General features: G+C 63.4%; 12 protein-coding genes. 7 read left to right on the top strand and 5 right to left on the bottom strand.

The window, feature by feature from the left end:
- Positions 1 to 127 precede the first annotated feature (127 nt).
- Positions 128 to 1285 (top strand): GNAT family N-acetyltransferase, encoded by a 1158-nt coding sequence (locus ACTIFE_RS12210; protein WP_439529432.1) that lies wholly within the window; start codon positions 128 to 130, stop codon positions 1283 to 1285.
- 32 nt (positions 1286 to 1317) lie between these two features.
- Here the strand turns inward: ACTIFE_RS12210 and ACTIFE_RS12205 are convergent, their stop codons facing one another.
- Complete coding sequence (locus ACTIFE_RS12205; protein ID WP_439529431.1) at positions 1318 to 4929, bottom strand: hydantoinase B/oxoprolinase family protein; 3612 nt, start codon at positions 4927 to 4929, stop codon at positions 1318 to 1320.
- A gap of 158 nt (positions 4930 to 5087) precedes the next feature.
- On the opposite strand from ACTIFE_RS12205, the gene ACTIFE_RS12200 reads away from it, so the two are divergent.
- The 3 genes from ACTIFE_RS12200 to ACTIFE_RS12190 all read left to right on the top strand — a co-directional run bounded on the left by ACTIFE_RS12200 (position 5088) and on the right by ACTIFE_RS12190 (position 8067).
- Complete coding sequence (locus ACTIFE_RS12200; protein ID WP_439529430.1) at positions 5088 to 5624, top strand: winged helix DNA-binding protein; 537 nt, start codon at positions 5088 to 5090, stop codon at positions 5622 to 5624.
- Between the two features lie 85 nt (positions 5625 to 5709).
- Positions 5710 to 6042 carry a hypothetical protein gene (locus ACTIFE_RS12195; RefSeq protein WP_439529429.1) on the top strand — a complete coding sequence of 111 codons (333 nt, stop codon included), beginning with the start codon at positions 5710 to 5712 and terminating at the stop codon, positions 6040 to 6042.
- Positions 6043 to 6309: 267 nt separating this feature from the next.
- Positions 6310 to 8067, top strand: a complete 1758-nt coding sequence (locus ACTIFE_RS12190) for a methyl-accepting chemotaxis protein (protein ID WP_439529428.1) — start codon at positions 6310 to 6312, stop codon at positions 8065 to 8067.
- A gap of 210 nt (positions 8068 to 8277) precedes the next feature.
- On the opposite strand, the gene ACTIFE_RS12185 is transcribed toward ACTIFE_RS12190, so the two are convergent.
- A complete protein-coding gene (locus ACTIFE_RS12185) occupies positions 8278 to 9060 on the bottom strand; it encodes a HugZ family protein (protein WP_439529427.1) in 783 nt (260 codons plus the stop codon).
- Between the two features lie 203 nt (positions 9061 to 9263).
- Here ACTIFE_RS12185 and ACTIFE_RS12180 point away from each other — a divergent pair, with 203 nt between their 5' ends.
- Entirely contained in the window at positions 9264 to 9833 is a 570-nt protein-coding gene (locus ACTIFE_RS12180; RefSeq protein WP_439529426.1) for a BA14K family protein, read from the top strand.
- A gap of 139 nt (positions 9834 to 9972) precedes the next feature.
- On the opposite strand, the gene ACTIFE_RS12175 is transcribed toward ACTIFE_RS12180, so the two are convergent.
- The gene (locus ACTIFE_RS12175) at positions 9973 to 11193 is read right to left on the bottom strand and encodes an alanine racemase (protein WP_439529425.1); all 1221 of its coding nucleotides are present in this window, start codon (positions 11191 to 11193) and stop codon (positions 9973 to 9975) included.
- Between the two features lie 205 nt (positions 11194 to 11398).
- Between ACTIFE_RS12175 and ACTIFE_RS12170 the strand changes: the two genes are divergently transcribed.
- Positions 11399 to 12034, top strand: coding sequence for a LysE family translocator (locus ACTIFE_RS12170; protein ID WP_439529424.1), 636 nt, complete (start codon positions 11399 to 11401; stop codon positions 12032 to 12034).
- A gap of 7 nt (positions 12035 to 12041) precedes the next feature.
- Here the strand turns inward: ACTIFE_RS12170 and ACTIFE_RS12165 are convergent, their stop codons facing one another.
- Positions 12042 to 12719, bottom strand: coding sequence for a TetR/AcrR family transcriptional regulator (locus tag ACTIFE_RS12165; RefSeq protein WP_439529423.1), 678 nt, complete (start codon positions 12717 to 12719; stop codon positions 12042 to 12044).
- Between the two features lie 124 nt (positions 12720 to 12843).
- Here ACTIFE_RS12165 and ACTIFE_RS12160 point away from each other — a divergent pair, with 124 nt between their 5' ends.
- Positions 12844 to 14016, top strand: a complete 1173-nt coding sequence (locus ACTIFE_RS12160; protein WP_439529422.1) for an MFS transporter — start codon at positions 12844 to 12846, stop codon at positions 14014 to 14016.
- Positions 14017 to 14319: 303 nt separating this feature from the next.
- On the opposite strand, the gene ACTIFE_RS12155 is transcribed toward ACTIFE_RS12160, so the two are convergent.
- Entirely contained in the window at positions 14320 to 15390 is a 1071-nt protein-coding gene (locus tag ACTIFE_RS12155; protein WP_439529421.1) for a DUF2336 domain-containing protein, read from the bottom strand.
- Between the last annotated feature and the right edge of the window lie 795 nt (positions 15391 to 16185).

Here is a 16185-nt window from a genome sequence, read left to right as displayed (position 1 = left end):
AACCAGATACAGTCGTTTACGATGTTTTACGAAAAAACAACCGCAGATTGACAAATCTTGGTGCAATTCTTAACGTGTTATTAATATTGCGGTCGCGTTCGGGGGCGAGCACATGCACTGCTACAAGGTGACGCGGCAGGAAATTTCCTGCCCGTGCGAAATCAGCAACTTATTGCAGCGGCTCGGAACAACCGCAGAAATCTCGCCGTTTCAATCCGTCTGGTTCTTGTCTGCATTGCTTGCGTCCTGCTGCGCATCGACCGGGGACAAGCTGGAAATATACTCAGTAACATCAGAGCGAAACGGCACCGTCCTGCTGGCCCTCCCCGTGGTCCGGTCCAGCCGGTATGGTGCGCGACGCGCCGATATTGCCGGACGCGACTACTGTGACATCTCAGCCCCGGTCATCTCGGACAGCTTTCGCAGCCTCCCGTCAAAGGAGCAGGACGCTGCTATGCGAAGCCTGGTCAACGGCATCGAGGGCTGTGACCTCCTGCGCCTCCGCAACATTCCGCAGGTCACAAACGGGCAATCGAACCCTTTGTACTCCGTTGCATCCGGGACGGACGCAACGACCTGCCAATACACCATGCATCTGGCAACGCAGAGCCCGGAGCATCGACCAAACCGTTCCGCCTACAAGGAATACGAGGTCAAGTACCGTAAACTGACAGAAAGAAGCTATCGGTTCCGCGAAGTGCTCGACACCCCCTCCCGGCTGCGTGTCATCGGCGCGTTGCTGCGCCTGCGCGAAGAGAGCTTCCGGCTGCGCGGCATGCCTATTCCCGACGCGGCACAGGCCGAGGCCCTGTATCACCATCTCATCCTGCAGGACGACCCGCATAACCGCTTGCACGTGCTGGTGATCAGCAATGGCGACGGCGACATTGTCAGTGGTGCAGCGCTCGTCGGTGGCGGCAACAACGTCAATGGCAGCCTGATCGGGATCTCCGGGCCGGAATGGAAACGATATTCACCCGGCATGGTGCTGATCCTGAAGATCCAGGACTGGGCCAGGGAAAAAGGCTTTGCCTATCTGAATTTCGGGGCGGGCGATCAGGCCTACAAGGAGAAATTCGGCGCCTTGAGGGTTCCGGCCGCGCATCTCGTGCTGCCGCGCTCGCTGCTGGGGCAAGGCTATGTGATGGCCGCCAGTCTGCGCAGCCGCATGGCCGGCAAGGATGGCGCGACCTCGCGCAGCAAGGGTGCGCTGATCGCAACCCGCACCACGGCGATGACAGCCGCCCTGCAAATGGACCAGGCGGGCTACCTGATCGCGCTGTAGCCCGCCCGACCTAGTGTCCAGCTGGCGGCGGATCAGTCCGCCGCGCCCCAGCCGCCAGCCGTCGGCGTGATGACGGTCACCGCCTCGCCGGCCTCCAGCACCGTCTGGTCGCAGCTGGCCAGCACCTCGATGCGCCCGTCCAGCCGCCGCACCTCCGTGCGCCCGATGGTGCCGTCACCGCCGCCCATCATGCCTTTGGGCGGCAAGGTGCGGTGCGAGCCGAGGATGGCGCAGTCCATCTTCTCGAGGAAGCGCAGAGTGCGCCGGGTGCCGCCACCGGCCGACCACTTGCCCTGCCCACCCGAACCCGGGCGGATGTGGAAGTCCTCCAGAAGGACGGGGAAGCGGAACTCCAGCACTTCCGGATCGGTCAGACGCGAGTTGGTCATGTGCGTGTGCACGCCATCGGTGCCGTTGAAGCCGGGACCGGCCGGCGATCCGGAGCAGATGGTCTCGTAATACTGGTAGGTCGCATTGCCAAAGGTCAGGTTGTTCATCGCCCCTTGCGCATTGGCCATGGCGCCCAGCGCGGCGAAGAGCGCGTTGGTGACATGCTGCGAGGTCTCGACGTTGCCGGCCACGACCGCCGCCGGATAGGCAGGTTTCAGCATCGAGCCATCCGGGATGATGATGTGGATCGGCTTGAGGCAGCCGGCATTCATCGGGATGTGCCCGTCGACCATGACGCGGAAGCAGTAGAGCACCGCCGCGCGGGTCACGGGTTCGGGCGCGTTGAAGTTGTTCGGCTTGACGCCGGTGGTGCCGGTGAAGTCAACCGTCGCCTCGCGCTTGTCCCGGTCGACGGTGATCTTCACCCGGATCACCGAGCCCTGGTCGGTCGGATAGTCGCAGGAACTGTCCTTCAGTGCCGAGATCACCCGGCGGACGCTTTCCTCCGCATTGTCCTGCACGTGCCCCATGTAGGCCGTCACCACGTCGAGGCCGAAGTGATTGACCATCTTGCGCAGCTCCTGGATGCCGCGCTCGTTGGCGGCGATCTGGGCCTTCAGGTCCGCGACATTCTGGTGCACGTTGCGCACCGGATAGGGATGCGAGGTGAGAAGCTCGACGAGTTCGGCTTCGCGGAAGCGGCCCTGGTCGACAAGCTTGAAGTTGTCGATCAGCACGCCCTCCTCGTCGACCGTGGTCGCGCGCGGCGTCATGGAACCCGGAGCCGAACCGCCGACGTCCGCATGGTGCCCGCGGCTGGCGGCCCAGAACAGGATCTCCTGTCCCTCGTCATCGAAGACGGGCGAGACCACGGTGATGTCCGGCAGATGGGTGCCGCCGTTGTAGGGCGCGTTGAGCGCAAAGACGTCGCCGGGGCGGATCGCGCCTGCGTTCAGCTTGATCACCGTCTCGACCGAGCGGTCCATGGAGCCAAGGTGCACCGGCATGTGCGGCGCATTGGCCACCAGCGCGCCGGTGCGGTCGAAGACGGCGCAGGAGAAGTCCAGCCGCTCCTTGATGTTGACCGAATAGGCGGTGTTCTGCAGCGTCACGCCCATCTGCTCGGCGATGGACATGAAGAGGTTGTTGAAGACCTCCAGCATGACCGGGTCGGCATGGGTGCCGATGGCCGCCGCCCGGTCGAGCGGCACGACGCGGGTGAGGATGACATGATCCTTGGCGTTGATCGTCGCGCGCCAGCCCGGCTCGACAACGATGGTCTGGTGCGGCTCGATGATCAGCGCCGCCCCGTCGACGCTCATGCCGGGGGTGAGGCTGGCGCGGGCATAGACGGCGGCATCATGCCAGGCACCGGCGGAATAGAAGCGGGTCATGCGGGCGGGCGTGGCCGTGCCGCTTGCCAGCGTGCAGTCGGGTTCGGCAATGCCGGCCCCGCCGCCGAAGCTCTCGACCTCGACGGCCTCGACCACCACGGGCTTGTTCTCGTAGGCAAAGCCGAACTGCTTGCGGTGCGCATCCTCGAAGGCCGTGAGCATATCCTGGACCGACGACAGCAGCACCGGCATCGGCGTGTCGGTGCCTTCATAGCGCAGATGTGCACGCGCCAGCGTCTGTCGGTCGGCGGCCGCAACGCCCTGCCCTGCCAGCTCCGCCTCGGTCTCAGAGGCGAGCCGCTGGGTCAGCCGGGCGAGTTCGGGCAGAAGGGCAGCGTCGAGACGCTTGACCACCGCCTGCTGCCGGTTGGCGCGGATGTCGGCAAGGCCCATGCCATAGGCCGACAGGATGCCGGAGAAGGGATGCACGATGACCGTGGTCATGCCCAGCGTGTCCGCCACCATGCAGCCAGACTGGCCGCCTGCGCCGCCGAAGCAGGTCAGCGCATATTCGGTCACGTCGTAGCCGCGCTGGACCGAGATCTTCTTGATGGCATTGGCCATGTTCTCGACGGCGATGCGCAGGAACCCGTCCGCCACCTCGACCGCCGTGCGCCCGTCGCCGATGCGTTCGGCCAGTTCGGCAAAGGCCACCTGCACCGCCTGTGTGTCCAGCGGCTGGTCGCGGCCGGGGCCGAAGATCTTCGGGAAGAAGTCGGGCAGAAGCTTGCCGGTCATGACATTGGCGTCGGTGACGGCCAGCGGCCCGCCGCGCCGGTAGCATTTCGGGCCGGGGTTGGCGCCGGCGGAATCCGGTCCGACCTGGAAGCGGCCGTCCCTGTAATGCAGGATCGAGCCGCCACCGGCCGCCACCGTGTGGATCATCATCATCGGCGCACGCATGCGCACGCCGGCAACTTCTGTCTCGAAGGCGCGCTCATAGGTGCCGTCGAAATGGCAGACATCGGTGGAGGTGCCGCCCATGTCGAAGCCGATCACCTTCTCGAAGCCGGCGAGCTTCGACGTCTCGACCGCGCCGACCACGCCGCCGGCCGGGCCCGACAGGATGGCATCCTTGCCCTGGAACAGGTCCGCCGCCGTCAGGCCGCCGGAGGACTGCATGAACATGAGGCGCGGCCCCGCACCCAGCTCCTCCTGCACCTGCGCCACATAGCGGCGCAGGATCGGCGACAGATAGGCATCGACCACGGTCGTGTCGCCGCGCCCCACCAGCTTCATCAGCGGCGAGACCTCGTGGCTGACCGAGACTTGCGGGAAACCGATGGCGCGTGCCATGGCGGCAACCCGCCGCTCGTGATCCGGATAGGCATAGGCATGCATGAAGACGATGGCGACCGACCGGATGCCGTCCGCATAGGCCGCGTCAAGCGCGGCGCGGGCCCCGGCCTCGTCCAGCGGCAGCTCAAGCGCACCGTCCGCGCGCAGACGCTCGGCGATCTCATAAACGCGCTCGTAGAGCAGCTCCGGCTTGATGATCTCCTTGGCGAAGATCTCCGGCCGGGCCTGATAGCCGATGGCCAGCGCATCGCGGAAGCCGCGCGTGGTGAACAGCGCCGTGCGCTCGCCCTTGCGTTCCAGGAGCGCGTTGGTAGCAACGGTGGTGCCCATCTTGACAGTGGCGATGCGGCCGGAAGGGATCGGCGCGCCGGCGGAAAGGCCCATCAGCTCGCGGATGCCCTGCACGGCGGCATCGCGGTAGGCTTCCGGGTTCTCCGACAGGACCTTGTGGGCGTGGATGCTGCCGTCCGGCGCACGGCCGACGATGTCGGTGAAAGTGCCACCCCGGTCGATCCAGAAATCCCACTGACCGTCAGCCTGACTTGCGATCTGCCCGCCCATGCCATCCTCCCAAATGCAAAACCGGTTCTCCGGCGCGGCACTTTGAGCCCGCAGCCGGGATTGTGCCGGAAGCGTAACGTGACAAAAAGAATTTGTCGATAAAATATCGATAAGATGCGATAATACACAAATCAGACAGCGACACAGACCAGAGCGCGATGACAGAGCACGATGACAAGCCTGACCTGCCGCCGATCGGCCCGATCGTGTCGGCCTCGCACCTTGCCTCCGGTGCCATGCCCGCGCTGTCGGAGATCGAATTCGCCGTCACCATGATGGTCAACGCCTACCAGCGCTGGATGGTGCGCTGCATGGCGGCCGCCGGTGTTCCGGCGATGAGCCCGCTGGAAGTTCAGGTGCTGCACCAGGTCAATCACCGGGGCCGCGCGAAGACGCTGGCCGATGTGTGCCTGGTGCTGAACATCGAAGATACACACACGGTGACATATGCCCTGAAGAAGCTGGAACAGGGCGGCCTGATCGTCTCGGGCAAACGGGGCAAAGAAAAGACCGTTTCCATCACAACGGAAGGGGAACGGGCCTGCCTGGAGTATCGCAGATTGCGCGAGGCTCTCTTAGTGCAACCTGTGAAATCTATCGGACTGGACGAAGCGGAACTTTCCCGTCTGGCGGCAGCGTTGCGGACAATATCGGGAAACTACGAGCAGGCCGCACGCGCCGCCGCTGCGATGTAAATCACTTATTTCAAAGGCAAAATATGGTTATATGCGCTGTCTGCATGACGCGGACAACGCGAGTATTCGCATTCGGGAGATTAGAATGAAGTTCGTCACCGCCCTGACCGCTGCGGCTCTTCTAATGGCAAGTGCTGGCCTCGCCTCTGCCGGCAGCTGGGTGTTCAACCTGGAGAACAAGTCCGAGGCACATGTGACTTCGTTCCGCACCCAGGAAGACGGCAACTGGAGCCAGAACTGGCTGCCGGAAAACGTGGCGCCAGGCGAAACCTTCGACATGGACTTCGGGTCCGACGAAGGTGAATGCGCCGTGCGCACGCGGATCGACTTCAGCGATGGCACCTTTATCGACGCCGACATCGACTACTGCGAAAGCTCGGTGATCACGGTCCGCAACCAGGACGTCGTCTGGCGCTAAGCCGCAGCATTCGTAAAACTAACAGGTCGACGCAATACTTGCGTCGACCTTATTTTATTTATAGCCACAAACATAAAATTAATCAAAAGCGCCAAGAACATTCAATCGCGGCGATTTCGATACAATTTTATTAATTAATTTGATCTATTATTTTCGCAGAACGGAATATTTAACAGGCAAAGCGCATCCCGTTGCTCTGACCTTCCGTAAAGGGCGATCAAGCCAGGATGCCAAAGGTCCATTTGCAGCCGATGGGATTCAGACCAAATGAAAGACATCCTGCCGCAGCCATCCCCGCTGCGCTCCGTTTCCGCCAAGATCCTCGCTATCGTTCTGTTCCTGGCCGGGGTGATGGTGACCATTGCAACTGTCGGCCTTCTCCAGATGGCTTCCATTGGTGGAGAATTGACAGAGATTGCGGACCAGAACATTCCGCTCACCGCGACCGTCACCGATGTCACCGCGCACCAGCTCGAGCAGGCAGTGCTGATGGAGCGGATCCTGCGCATCGCGCAGATCCCGGGCGACGCCAGTGATCTGGACAGCCAGATCCGCAAGTTTGACCAGCTCAGCAAGAAGGTAGACAGCGAGATTCTTGACGCCGAAGCAAAGGCGGAAGCGGCCCTCCGGGCGGCGCCGGATGAAGACCATGCGCGCCGAGCCAACGACGTGCTGAGCAGTCTCAAAGTGATCGAAAAAGAACACAAGCTCTATGAACGGCACGCGGGTGAGATAAAGGCCTTCATCAAGGCAGGGCAGATCACCGAGGCAACAGCGCTGGCGCGCAAGCTTGAAGAAGAGCAGGACCGCCTGGATGCGGCGCTGATGGGCCTGATGAGCGACCTCAGTTCAGCGACGGCACTGGCCGCCAAACTGGCCCACGAACACGAAAAGGAAGGCCTCAACCTGCTGGTTATCGTATCAGCGGCCGGGATCGGACTTGGTCTGGCCGTGTCGGTCTATCTGGCGATCTTCGGAATCAGCCGACCGCTGCGCACCGTAACCAATGCACTCAACCGGCTTGCGGTGGATGACACGTCCGTCGAAGTCAGGGTGAAGAACCGCGACGAGATCGGGCAACTGGCGGTGGCCTTTACCGCCTTCCGCGAAAAGCTCATCGAGATGAAACTGCTGCAGGCGCAAATGCGCGAGGAAGAAAAGCGCATCGAGGCAGAAAAGCGCGCCGCAACGCTGCGGCTGGCCGACAGTCTGGAGGCAACCGTCAAGCAGGTTGCGGACCGGATTGCCGATGCCATTCAGGAGCTTGAGCGCACAGCCAACCAGATGGCCCGCAATGCGGAAAGCACCTCAGATCAGGCCGGTACGGTCGCGGCTGCGGCAGAACAGTCAACCGCCGGCGTCCAGTCGGTGGCTGGAGCATCGGAAGAGCTGTCCAGCTCGATCCGCGAAATCAGCCGGCAGATCAGCAACGCCATGACCGCCGCCTCGACGACGCGCAGCAGCGCAGACCGCTCGAGTGCAACGGTTGCAGGACTGGCGACCTCCGCCCAGCGCATCGACGAAGTGGTGCGCCTGATTAACGACATTGCCGACCAGACCAACCTGCTCGCCCTCAATGCCACGATTGAAGCCGCGCGTGCCGGCGAGGCGGGCAAGGGCTTCGCGGTGGTCGCCTCCGAAGTGAAGGCCCTGGCCAATCAGACCGGCAAGGCGACGGAGGACATCGGCAGGCAGATCGGCGACATGCAGAATGGCTCGGCCAACACTGCCCGCTCCATTGAGGACGTGGTGCGCTCCATTGGCCAGATCAACGAGCAGATTACGGCGATCGCCTCAGCCATCGAGGAGCAGAACGCGGTCACGTCCGAAATCGCCCGCAATGTGGCCGAAGTGGCTCAAGGCAGCCAGGACATCACGCGGACAATCGTCCGTGTCCGAGAAAGCGCGGTCGATTCCAGTGCCGGTGCCCGTCAGGTCCTGTCGACGGTGGAAGACCTCACACAGCAGTCCGATATGCTGCGCCGCGAACTGAATGGCTTCCTCGCCAACGTCCGCGCGGCGTGACGGCGGGCAGATCGAGAAGGGCTTCGGCCCTTCTCGATCGTCAACCTCGCCAGGGGTTACCTTTCGAAGCGATGCCGCGAGACCGGCAACACCACGCTGTCCCGGCCTTGAGCCGGGACCCGTTCGTTATGACCCCGGCTAAAACCATCAGGTACCAGCGCGCAGCATGACAGGTCCCGGCACAAGGCCGGGACAGCGCGGATTGAGATATCAGCCGTCTGTTTGCGCGAGGGTGCCCCTCGCCTTGCCGGCGAGGTCGACGAGGGCGGCGCGCAGGTCTCCCGGGGCCGTCAGCGGCGTGTCGAACCAGAGACGCGCGCTGAGATCGCCGGCCTGAAGATCAAGCCCTTCCGGATCAAGACCGGCCAGACGCCAGGAGCCCTGGGGTGCCTTGCAGAGCACTTCGGCATAAAGCTTCACCGCTTCGGCGTGATCCTCGTTCATGTGACTGACGGCACCGGGCTCAAAGGCGACCAGTGCGGACCAGCGCTCCGGCGCAAGGATCAGGTCCGCCTGCGTCAGGGCATAGGCCTTGCCGAAACCGCCGTTGAGGCTCGCCCGCTCGACCTCGAGCCGGTAGAAGGCGAAATCGGGGAAATCGACGTAAAGTTCAGCCTTCGGGTGGCGGGCCAGATAACGGCGGCGCAGACGGGCGTGTTCATCGCTCTCACGGGCCAGCTTGCGGGCAACGCTGAACAGCGTCATGCGCGGATGGGCAAGCGGATCGCCCTTGCCCGGCTCGCCCACCAGCAGCGAGCAACGGCTGTCGGCGGCAAGACCGGCGCTATGGCCGGAAAGGTTCGAGGCGAGAATCACCGGCGTTCCGTCAAGGTCACAGACCAGCGCCACGCGGCTGCAGAGCGGGTGACCGGTTTCCGGTTCGAGCACGGCAAGGGCGCCGTAGCGGGCAAGGCGCATAAGGCCTTTGGCCTGGCGACGGACAGCATCATCGACGTCCTGGAGGACATCCTTCTTCTTTGGCGTTTCGGCCATCTGGTGTTCCTGTCAAAATGCGCGTCTCCCTCACGGCAAAGTCTATCGGGAAGCGTCCGGGAATGCACCTCCACCTCTGCCGCACCCCCTGCTAAAATGAACGCCAGATGAATGGCGGTCTCAGAGTGCGTTCAGTGCGCATCTGCGAGATTGGCGACATCGAACGGGCGCCCTGCCGCCCCGTCCCTTACGGAGTAGAGACCATGACCCGCATGACGCATCGCGCGCTTGCCCTTGCCCTGACCGCAGCCCTGCTGGTGCCGGTGGCAACTTCTGCCCAGGCCGGCGACGGCTGGGGCCCGCGTGGCGGAGAGCGCGGCTGGAACAGCGGCTGGGACCGCGATCATCGTCACCGCCCCCACAACCCGGACCGCAGGAAGAAGCGCGACAACACCGATGCGGCCATTGCAGCCGGTGTGATCGGCCTGGCGGCCGGCGCCATCCTGCTCGGCACCCTGGGCAACAGCAATTCCGCGCCTCCGCCGCCGGCCTATTACCCGCCGGCTCCGGCCTACGGTGGTCCGGTCTATGGCGGCCCTGCCTATGGTGGTCCCGTCTATGTCGGTCCGGCCTATGGGGCCGGCGTTCAGCCGATCCCTCAGCCCGGCGTACCGGTCGATGATCGCCCGATCATTGCCCATGGCACTGCTGGCGTCGGTTATCAGCCCTGGAGCCCGGCCTGGTACGACTACTGCCGCTCGCGCTACCGCAGCTTCAATCCGCAGACCGGAACGTTCACGACCTATTCCGGCGAAAAGCGCTTCTGCCAGTAAGCGGCACGGTCACTGACCGACAGAGTTCGTCTCTCCGCAGCCGGTCGTCCCCTGCCCTGCCCCGCAAGACCGGTTGCGGACAAGCGAAGGGCCGCCCCAAAAGGGCGGCCTTTCTGCGTTTAGTTGTGTGTCCCGATGGTCAGTCGGCCATGGTCTCAATGGAGGCAAAGCCTTCGGGCGCCGCGCCTGCAAAGAACGGCTCTTCCACTTCCACGACTGTGTCGGGATAGAAGCCGTTGAAATGGGTGCGCAGCGACAGGCTGTAGGCGCCGATATGGCCAATCTCGATCCAGTCACCCGTATCGACGGTCTCGGGAAGCCAGAAGGGCCGCGACAGGATGTCGACGCTGTCGCAGGTGGCCCCGCAGACCTTGAACGGCACGATCTCGCCGGCGTTGCCGACACGGCGGCGGCGGGCGGGGTCCGGAATAAAGCGCGCCGGGAGGGTGATCTTGCCGGTCCAGCTGTCGGACAGGGACGCCCAGATGCCGTCGTTGATGTAAAGCCGCCGGCCTTTCTTCAAGAGCACCCGCACGATGAGCGAGATGGACCTTGCGACGATGACGCGGCCGGGCTCGGCCACCAGTGGCTGCTTGTCAAAGCCCCACTCGGCAATGTCCTTGCGCAACTCGCTCATCAGATCGGCCAAGGCCGGCATCTGCGGCGTCTTGCGGCGCGGGTCATGGCCATAGACGGCCGGGAAGCCGCCACCGACGTCGAGTTCGCAGATTTCGACCCCGGAGCGGGAGCGCACCCAGTCGGCAGAGGCCAGCGCCCGCTCATAGGTTTCCGCATCCTCGATCTGGCTGCCGACGTGGAAGCAGAGGCCACAGCGAAAGCCGATCCGGTCGATGCGTTGCAACAGTTCAACGGCATGGGCGGGCGCTGCACCGAACTTCTTCGACAGCTCGTAGGCGGCATGGCCCTTGGTGGCGAGGCGGACGAACAGGGTGATGTCACCCGGATCGATGTCGAGCGCACGCACGATGCGCAGGATCTTGGCGACCTCGTCCTCGTGATCGAGCGACAGCGTGCGGATGCGATAGGTTTCGAGCGCCAGCCGGATGTCGGACTGGGCCTTGACCGGATGCATGTAGAGCATTTCCGCTCTGGGGGCGACCGCGCGGACGGCAGCAAACTCGGCCGGTGAGGCCACATCGAAACAGTCTATCCCGGCCTCGGCCAGAGCCTTCAGGACAAAGGGCTCGCCGTTGGTTTTCACCGCATAAGCGGTCTTGCCCGGAAAAGCTGCCATGAAGTTGCGCGCGTCCTCGGTCAGAACCGAGGGCCGGAAGCAATAGACTGGCTGGTCAGGGCGCAAGGCAAGGGCGGCATCAACGGCAGTCCGGAAGCGATCCATCCGCATAATCCTTGAGTGAGAGACCGGTCTGGCCCCGCATCGGCGTTGCGTCATCAAGACGAGCCCGATTCCCGATTGATATCAAGTCATCGTCTTTCAAGTGGCACGACAGGCCCCGCAAACGTGCGGGTGGAATCATAACGGACTTGCGACACTGGTGGTTCCATGGCTCAGTTATCCAACGCGTCCTTCCTGGAAGACCTCCATGACAATCGAACTCTATACGGCCTATGTGATCGCGACGCTTGTCGTGGTGGCGATCCCCGGTCCGACCGTGCTGCTGGTGATCAGCTACGCACTTGCCCACGGCCGCAAGGCATCGACAGCCTGCGTGCTGGGCGTGGCGCTGGGGGATGCCACATCGGCAACCGCCTCGCTGCTGGGGCTCGGCGCGATCCTGGCGACCTCGGCGACCGCCTTTTCCGTCCTCAAGTGGCTGGGAGCAGCCTATCTGCTGTGGATCGGCATCAAGATGTGGCGCCAGCCCCCTGCCCCGCTGGAACTGGACAGCGAGGGCGAAGCAGCACTGGCGATGAACCCGCGCCGTGTGTTCTGGCACACCTATGTGGTGACCAGCCTCAACCCGAAGGGCATCGCTTTCTTCATCGCCTTCCTGCCGCATTTCATCGCCCCGCAGGCCCCAGTGGCCCCGCAACTGCTGCTGCTTGGGATCACCTTCGTCGTGCTGGGAACGCTGAACGCTGCTGTCTATGCCGTCACGGCCTCGGCGATCCGGACGAAGATCCGCACGCCGGGGACGCTGAAGACGCTGAACCGGGTCGGAGGCAGTCTCTTGATCAGCGCGGCGGCCATGACGGCGGCGCTGCGCCGCGCCGCCTGAGGCGGTGTCAGCGGCTGGCCGCCTGCTCCATCCCGTCCATGATCCGGTCGAGCGCCTTCTGGAACGCCCGACCGGCCGCCTGACGGCGGAACTCGGCGGCAAGCTGAACGGTCTGTGGAAACTCTCTCGGGTCGAGCTGGTCGGTTTCGTCCAGCATGGCCTGTGAGGCCGGGCGCAGCAGGCCGCCGGCCTCGGCAGCCGCCAGACCCAGAACCGCAGCATACCAGCCAACGCAATAATCCACCCGGTCTTCGGCGTTGAAGCCCGCATCGGCCAGCGCGACATAGACCATCTCGGCGTGGCGCACGTCGGCGGGACCTGTCACCCAGAACCGCAGCAGCAGCGGGAAGGTTTGCGGATAGGCCAGAGCCAGGCGGCGATACTGGAAGGCAAGGTTCTCCAGCCGGCTGCGCCAGGATGTGGCCGGATCAACGGGAATGAGCTGCGCATTGAGCCGGTCGCCCATGGCCCGCTCCAGTTTTTCCTTCGACCCGAAGTGATATTGCACGGTCATCGGATCAAGCCCGAGGGACTGAGCCAGACGGCGCAGGCTGAAGCCTTCCGCGCCCTCGCTTTCGCGCAAGGCAATCGCTGCCTCCAGCACCGCATGCGGGTCAATTCCGCGCGGGCCCTGACGGCCTTCACCACGCCCCTCGCCACGACCTTCAGTGGGTTTTTTCGACACTGCAGAAATTTCCCCTTGCCATTCCTACGCCGTAGAATTACATGTTCTGCACTGTAGAAATCAAGCTGTCTTCGGCCAGGGCCCTTGTCCCTGGACGATCTTGCACATCTAAAGGAGACTTGCGATGCGCAGCCTTGCCGCCAGACCCGATGCAAGAGCCCTCGGCCTTGCCGCCGTGATCGGTTCCACCTTCTTCCTCGGCCTTGCCCATGGCATCGGCTATCCGCTGACTGCTGTCAGCTTCGAGCGCTGGGGTGCGCCGGGCTGGCTGACGGGTCTGGCAGCCGGCATGCCGGCGCTGGCCGCGCTGGTGCTGTTGCCCTTTGCCCCGCGCCTCGCCTTCCGTATCGGGCTGGTGCCGGCAATGGCCGGTGGATGTGCCATTGGCCTTTCCGGTTTCATCCTGATGCCCTTGATGCCGAGCGTCGAGGCGTGGCTGGTGCTGCGCTTCATGATGGGTGTCGGTCTGCTGTTCCCCTGGCTGCTCGGCGAGACCTGGATCAACGCTGCCGCCGAAGAGGCAAGCCGGGGCCGGGTTCTGTCGCTTTACACGGTGGCGCTGTTCGGCGGCTATGGCATGGGCCCGGTGCTGCTGGGCCAGATCGGCACAGAAGGGCTCCAGCCCTTCATCGTCGCCGGATGTGCCCTGATGCTGGCCGTGCTGCCGCTTGTGGCGGCGGCCAGCCTTGCGCCGCGCATTGACGGGCACGCCGGCGGCAATCCCGCAGCCGTCGCGAAGCTGGTGCCGCTGGGCATGTCGGCAGCGCTGATCGCCGGTGTGCTGGAATATGCCTATATCGCCCTGCTGCCGAGCTTTGCCAGCCGGCTGGGGCTGGATGAAGCGATGGGCCTCGGGCTTGTGACGGCCTTCCTGTGGGGCGGGGTGACCTTGAGCTTCGGCTTTGGCTGGCTGGCCGACCGGATGGACCGGCCCAAGCTGATGCTGATAATGCTGATTGCCTTCCCGCTGGTGGCGCTCGTCTCGGGTCTTGCTACGGCGCTGCCGGGTGCGGCCCTGGCCGCCACCTTCCTGCTCGGCGGCCTGGCCTGCGCCTTCTACACGCTGGGTCTTGCGATCCTCGGCGAACGGCTGCGCCCGGCTGATCTTGCCCCGGCGAACGCAGCCTTCCTGGTGCTCTATCAGGTCGGCACGCTGGCCGCCCCGCCGGTCGCGGGCGCTGCCATGGACGCCGTTACCCCCTGGGGGTTCCTGATGGCGGTCATCGGCTTCGGCCTTGCGGGCCTTGCGACCGCGCTTGCACTCTACCGGATGGAAAGACGGCGCAGGACTGCCTGAAGCTGATCACAAAAGAGGCCGCCGAATTGGCGGCCTCAGACTGCTGACAAAGTTCGGGATTTCAACGTTTACCGTCATTCCGGACAAGGTGAGCGACAGCGAACCGCAGATCCGGAACCCAGCGCGTCTGTTCGAGCGCAAGCGAGACCATAGAGAAGTCAAAGCGATAAACTTGCGACGGACAGGCTTTGACGCGCTTCGCGCGGCTGATGTCTGGATCCCGGCTCGGCGCTTCGCTCACGCTCAGCTTGGCCGGGATGACTTCGGTCAGGTCGAGGTTTGTCAGCAGTCAGGACAAGAGGCTCAAGACGCCTTGCGGGTGCGGTCCTTGATCACGCTGAGGGCCCGGGTCGCTTCGCCGCGCTGGACCTTTGCATAGCGAGCGAAGGCATCGTTCAGATCCTTGCTCGTCAGCTTCAGCCGTTTGGTGCGCATCATGACGATGTTCTTGTAGGCGGCGTCGCTGACGCCATTGGCGCGGCAGAGGATGTTCAGCACCGTATCTTCCGGGTTGAACACAACGCGGGCAACAGATTCGTGCGGCAGCTCGCTGAGTTCGGCCAGCAACAAGGCAAGATCCACCGGCCGATCGCCCTTGGTGAACTGGTTCACCGCATCATCAACCGGACGCTTGCGCGCCTTGACGTCGCGGATCAGCATGTCCGCCTTGTTCTTGGCACTGCCAAGATCACGCACCTGCGCCTGGACTTCCTGCGCCGCGCGCTCGGCCAGAACGGCAACCAGCGTGCCGTCGCCGCCCATTTCCTTCAGGCGTTCACGCAGTTCATCGGACAGGAAGGAGACGAGGCGGCGCGCGCCCTCCTCCGGGATGTCACTGCGCCCGATCAGGGCTTCCTGGATCTGAGGATGCGCCCGCGCCTTTTCAACCAGCCGGTCAAAGGTGTCGACCGTAAAACGCGCCTCGCCGTTGGCCGCCACCCGGGCCAACACGGAGGTTGATCCCCGGTCAACAATGACGGTGGTGACTTCAGCATCCAGCGGGCGACGATCTGCAATCGCACCCAGTTGATCCATCGAACCGCTGGTCGCGATCTCGACCAGATCCGGCGTGGTCAGGACGGGAGAACATTCGAGAATGGACTGCGCAACGGAAATTTCATCCTGCGCCAGATGCAGGGCAAGTTCACGCGGCGTGTTCGGATTGGCCGAGATCCGGACGGACAGGGCCATCCTGGCCTCTTCCTCGAGCTGGCCAATGACCTTGAGGACGATGTCGCCGAAGAGCAGGCTGACATGATCCATCTGCTCGGGTTGGGCGGAGGCAAAAAGATCAGTCACGGCCTCGACGAGCGACCTGCGCCCATCCGACGTGCGATCATGAGCCAGCTCTGGGAGCCTGCTGAGACTGACCATTCCACCTCCCGGAGCCCGGGTCTCCCTGTTATCGACTTAACCCTAGGGTGGATCTGGTTAATGCGTCATTAACACCTCAGCCATTTCTCGACGTTTTTCCCAATATCGGCAGTACAACGCAGCAATGGCCCAATGCGACAAAAGCGCCCTGCGACTTGCAGGAGAACTTTCCTGACTTAGTCTCTAAAAACTGCAACCTTGGCCGAGGGAATACAGTTAAATTGCTGTTCAAATTGCAAATTTCCGAGGCGGACAAACTGATATACAAGAATGCCACCACAGCACTTCAACAATCAGGGCGAGTATCAGACGCCCGATTGTGCGCCGCGGCAACTTTTCCGGTCGACACGGGCAGAAGCTTCGCTACATTAACGTTCGTGCAGGAAATGGACATCGGGAGGCCAGACTATGTCGATCGTCCGTCATCTTGACGTCATCGCTGTGTGCGTGGCTTTTGTGTTCCTGGGCGCGATCATCATCGGATTGGTCTAGGACATACAGGGTGAGCGTCATACCAGGTGCAGGACCCCGGGAGAGGTCCGGAATACGGTATCCGGCGAATGCGGGTGGCCTCTGGCCACACCGCGAGCCCGGTTGATAAGGCCTTGAGCATAAGCCAGGGCAACCAGTTCATGGGGCAAGTTTTAATCTCGATCTGGACCCTGTCGGCGAATGTCGGCAGGGTCCACTGATTGTATCAGTGCATGATCGGATGCGACCGGATCCAAGCAGAAAGCCGCGACAGCGGGTTGGTCTGGTCGACCTCTTTGACTGTCTCAAACAGCCACCGGACTT

Origin of the sequence: Pannonibacter sp. (assembly GCF_051860505.1) — a bacterium.
In the GTDB taxonomy this organism is placed as follows: domain Bacteria; phylum Pseudomonadota; class Alphaproteobacteria; order Rhizobiales; family Stappiaceae; genus Pannonibacter.
Note: the sequence above shows the minus strand (reverse complement) of the source record. Positions and strands in the feature narration are given on the sequence as shown.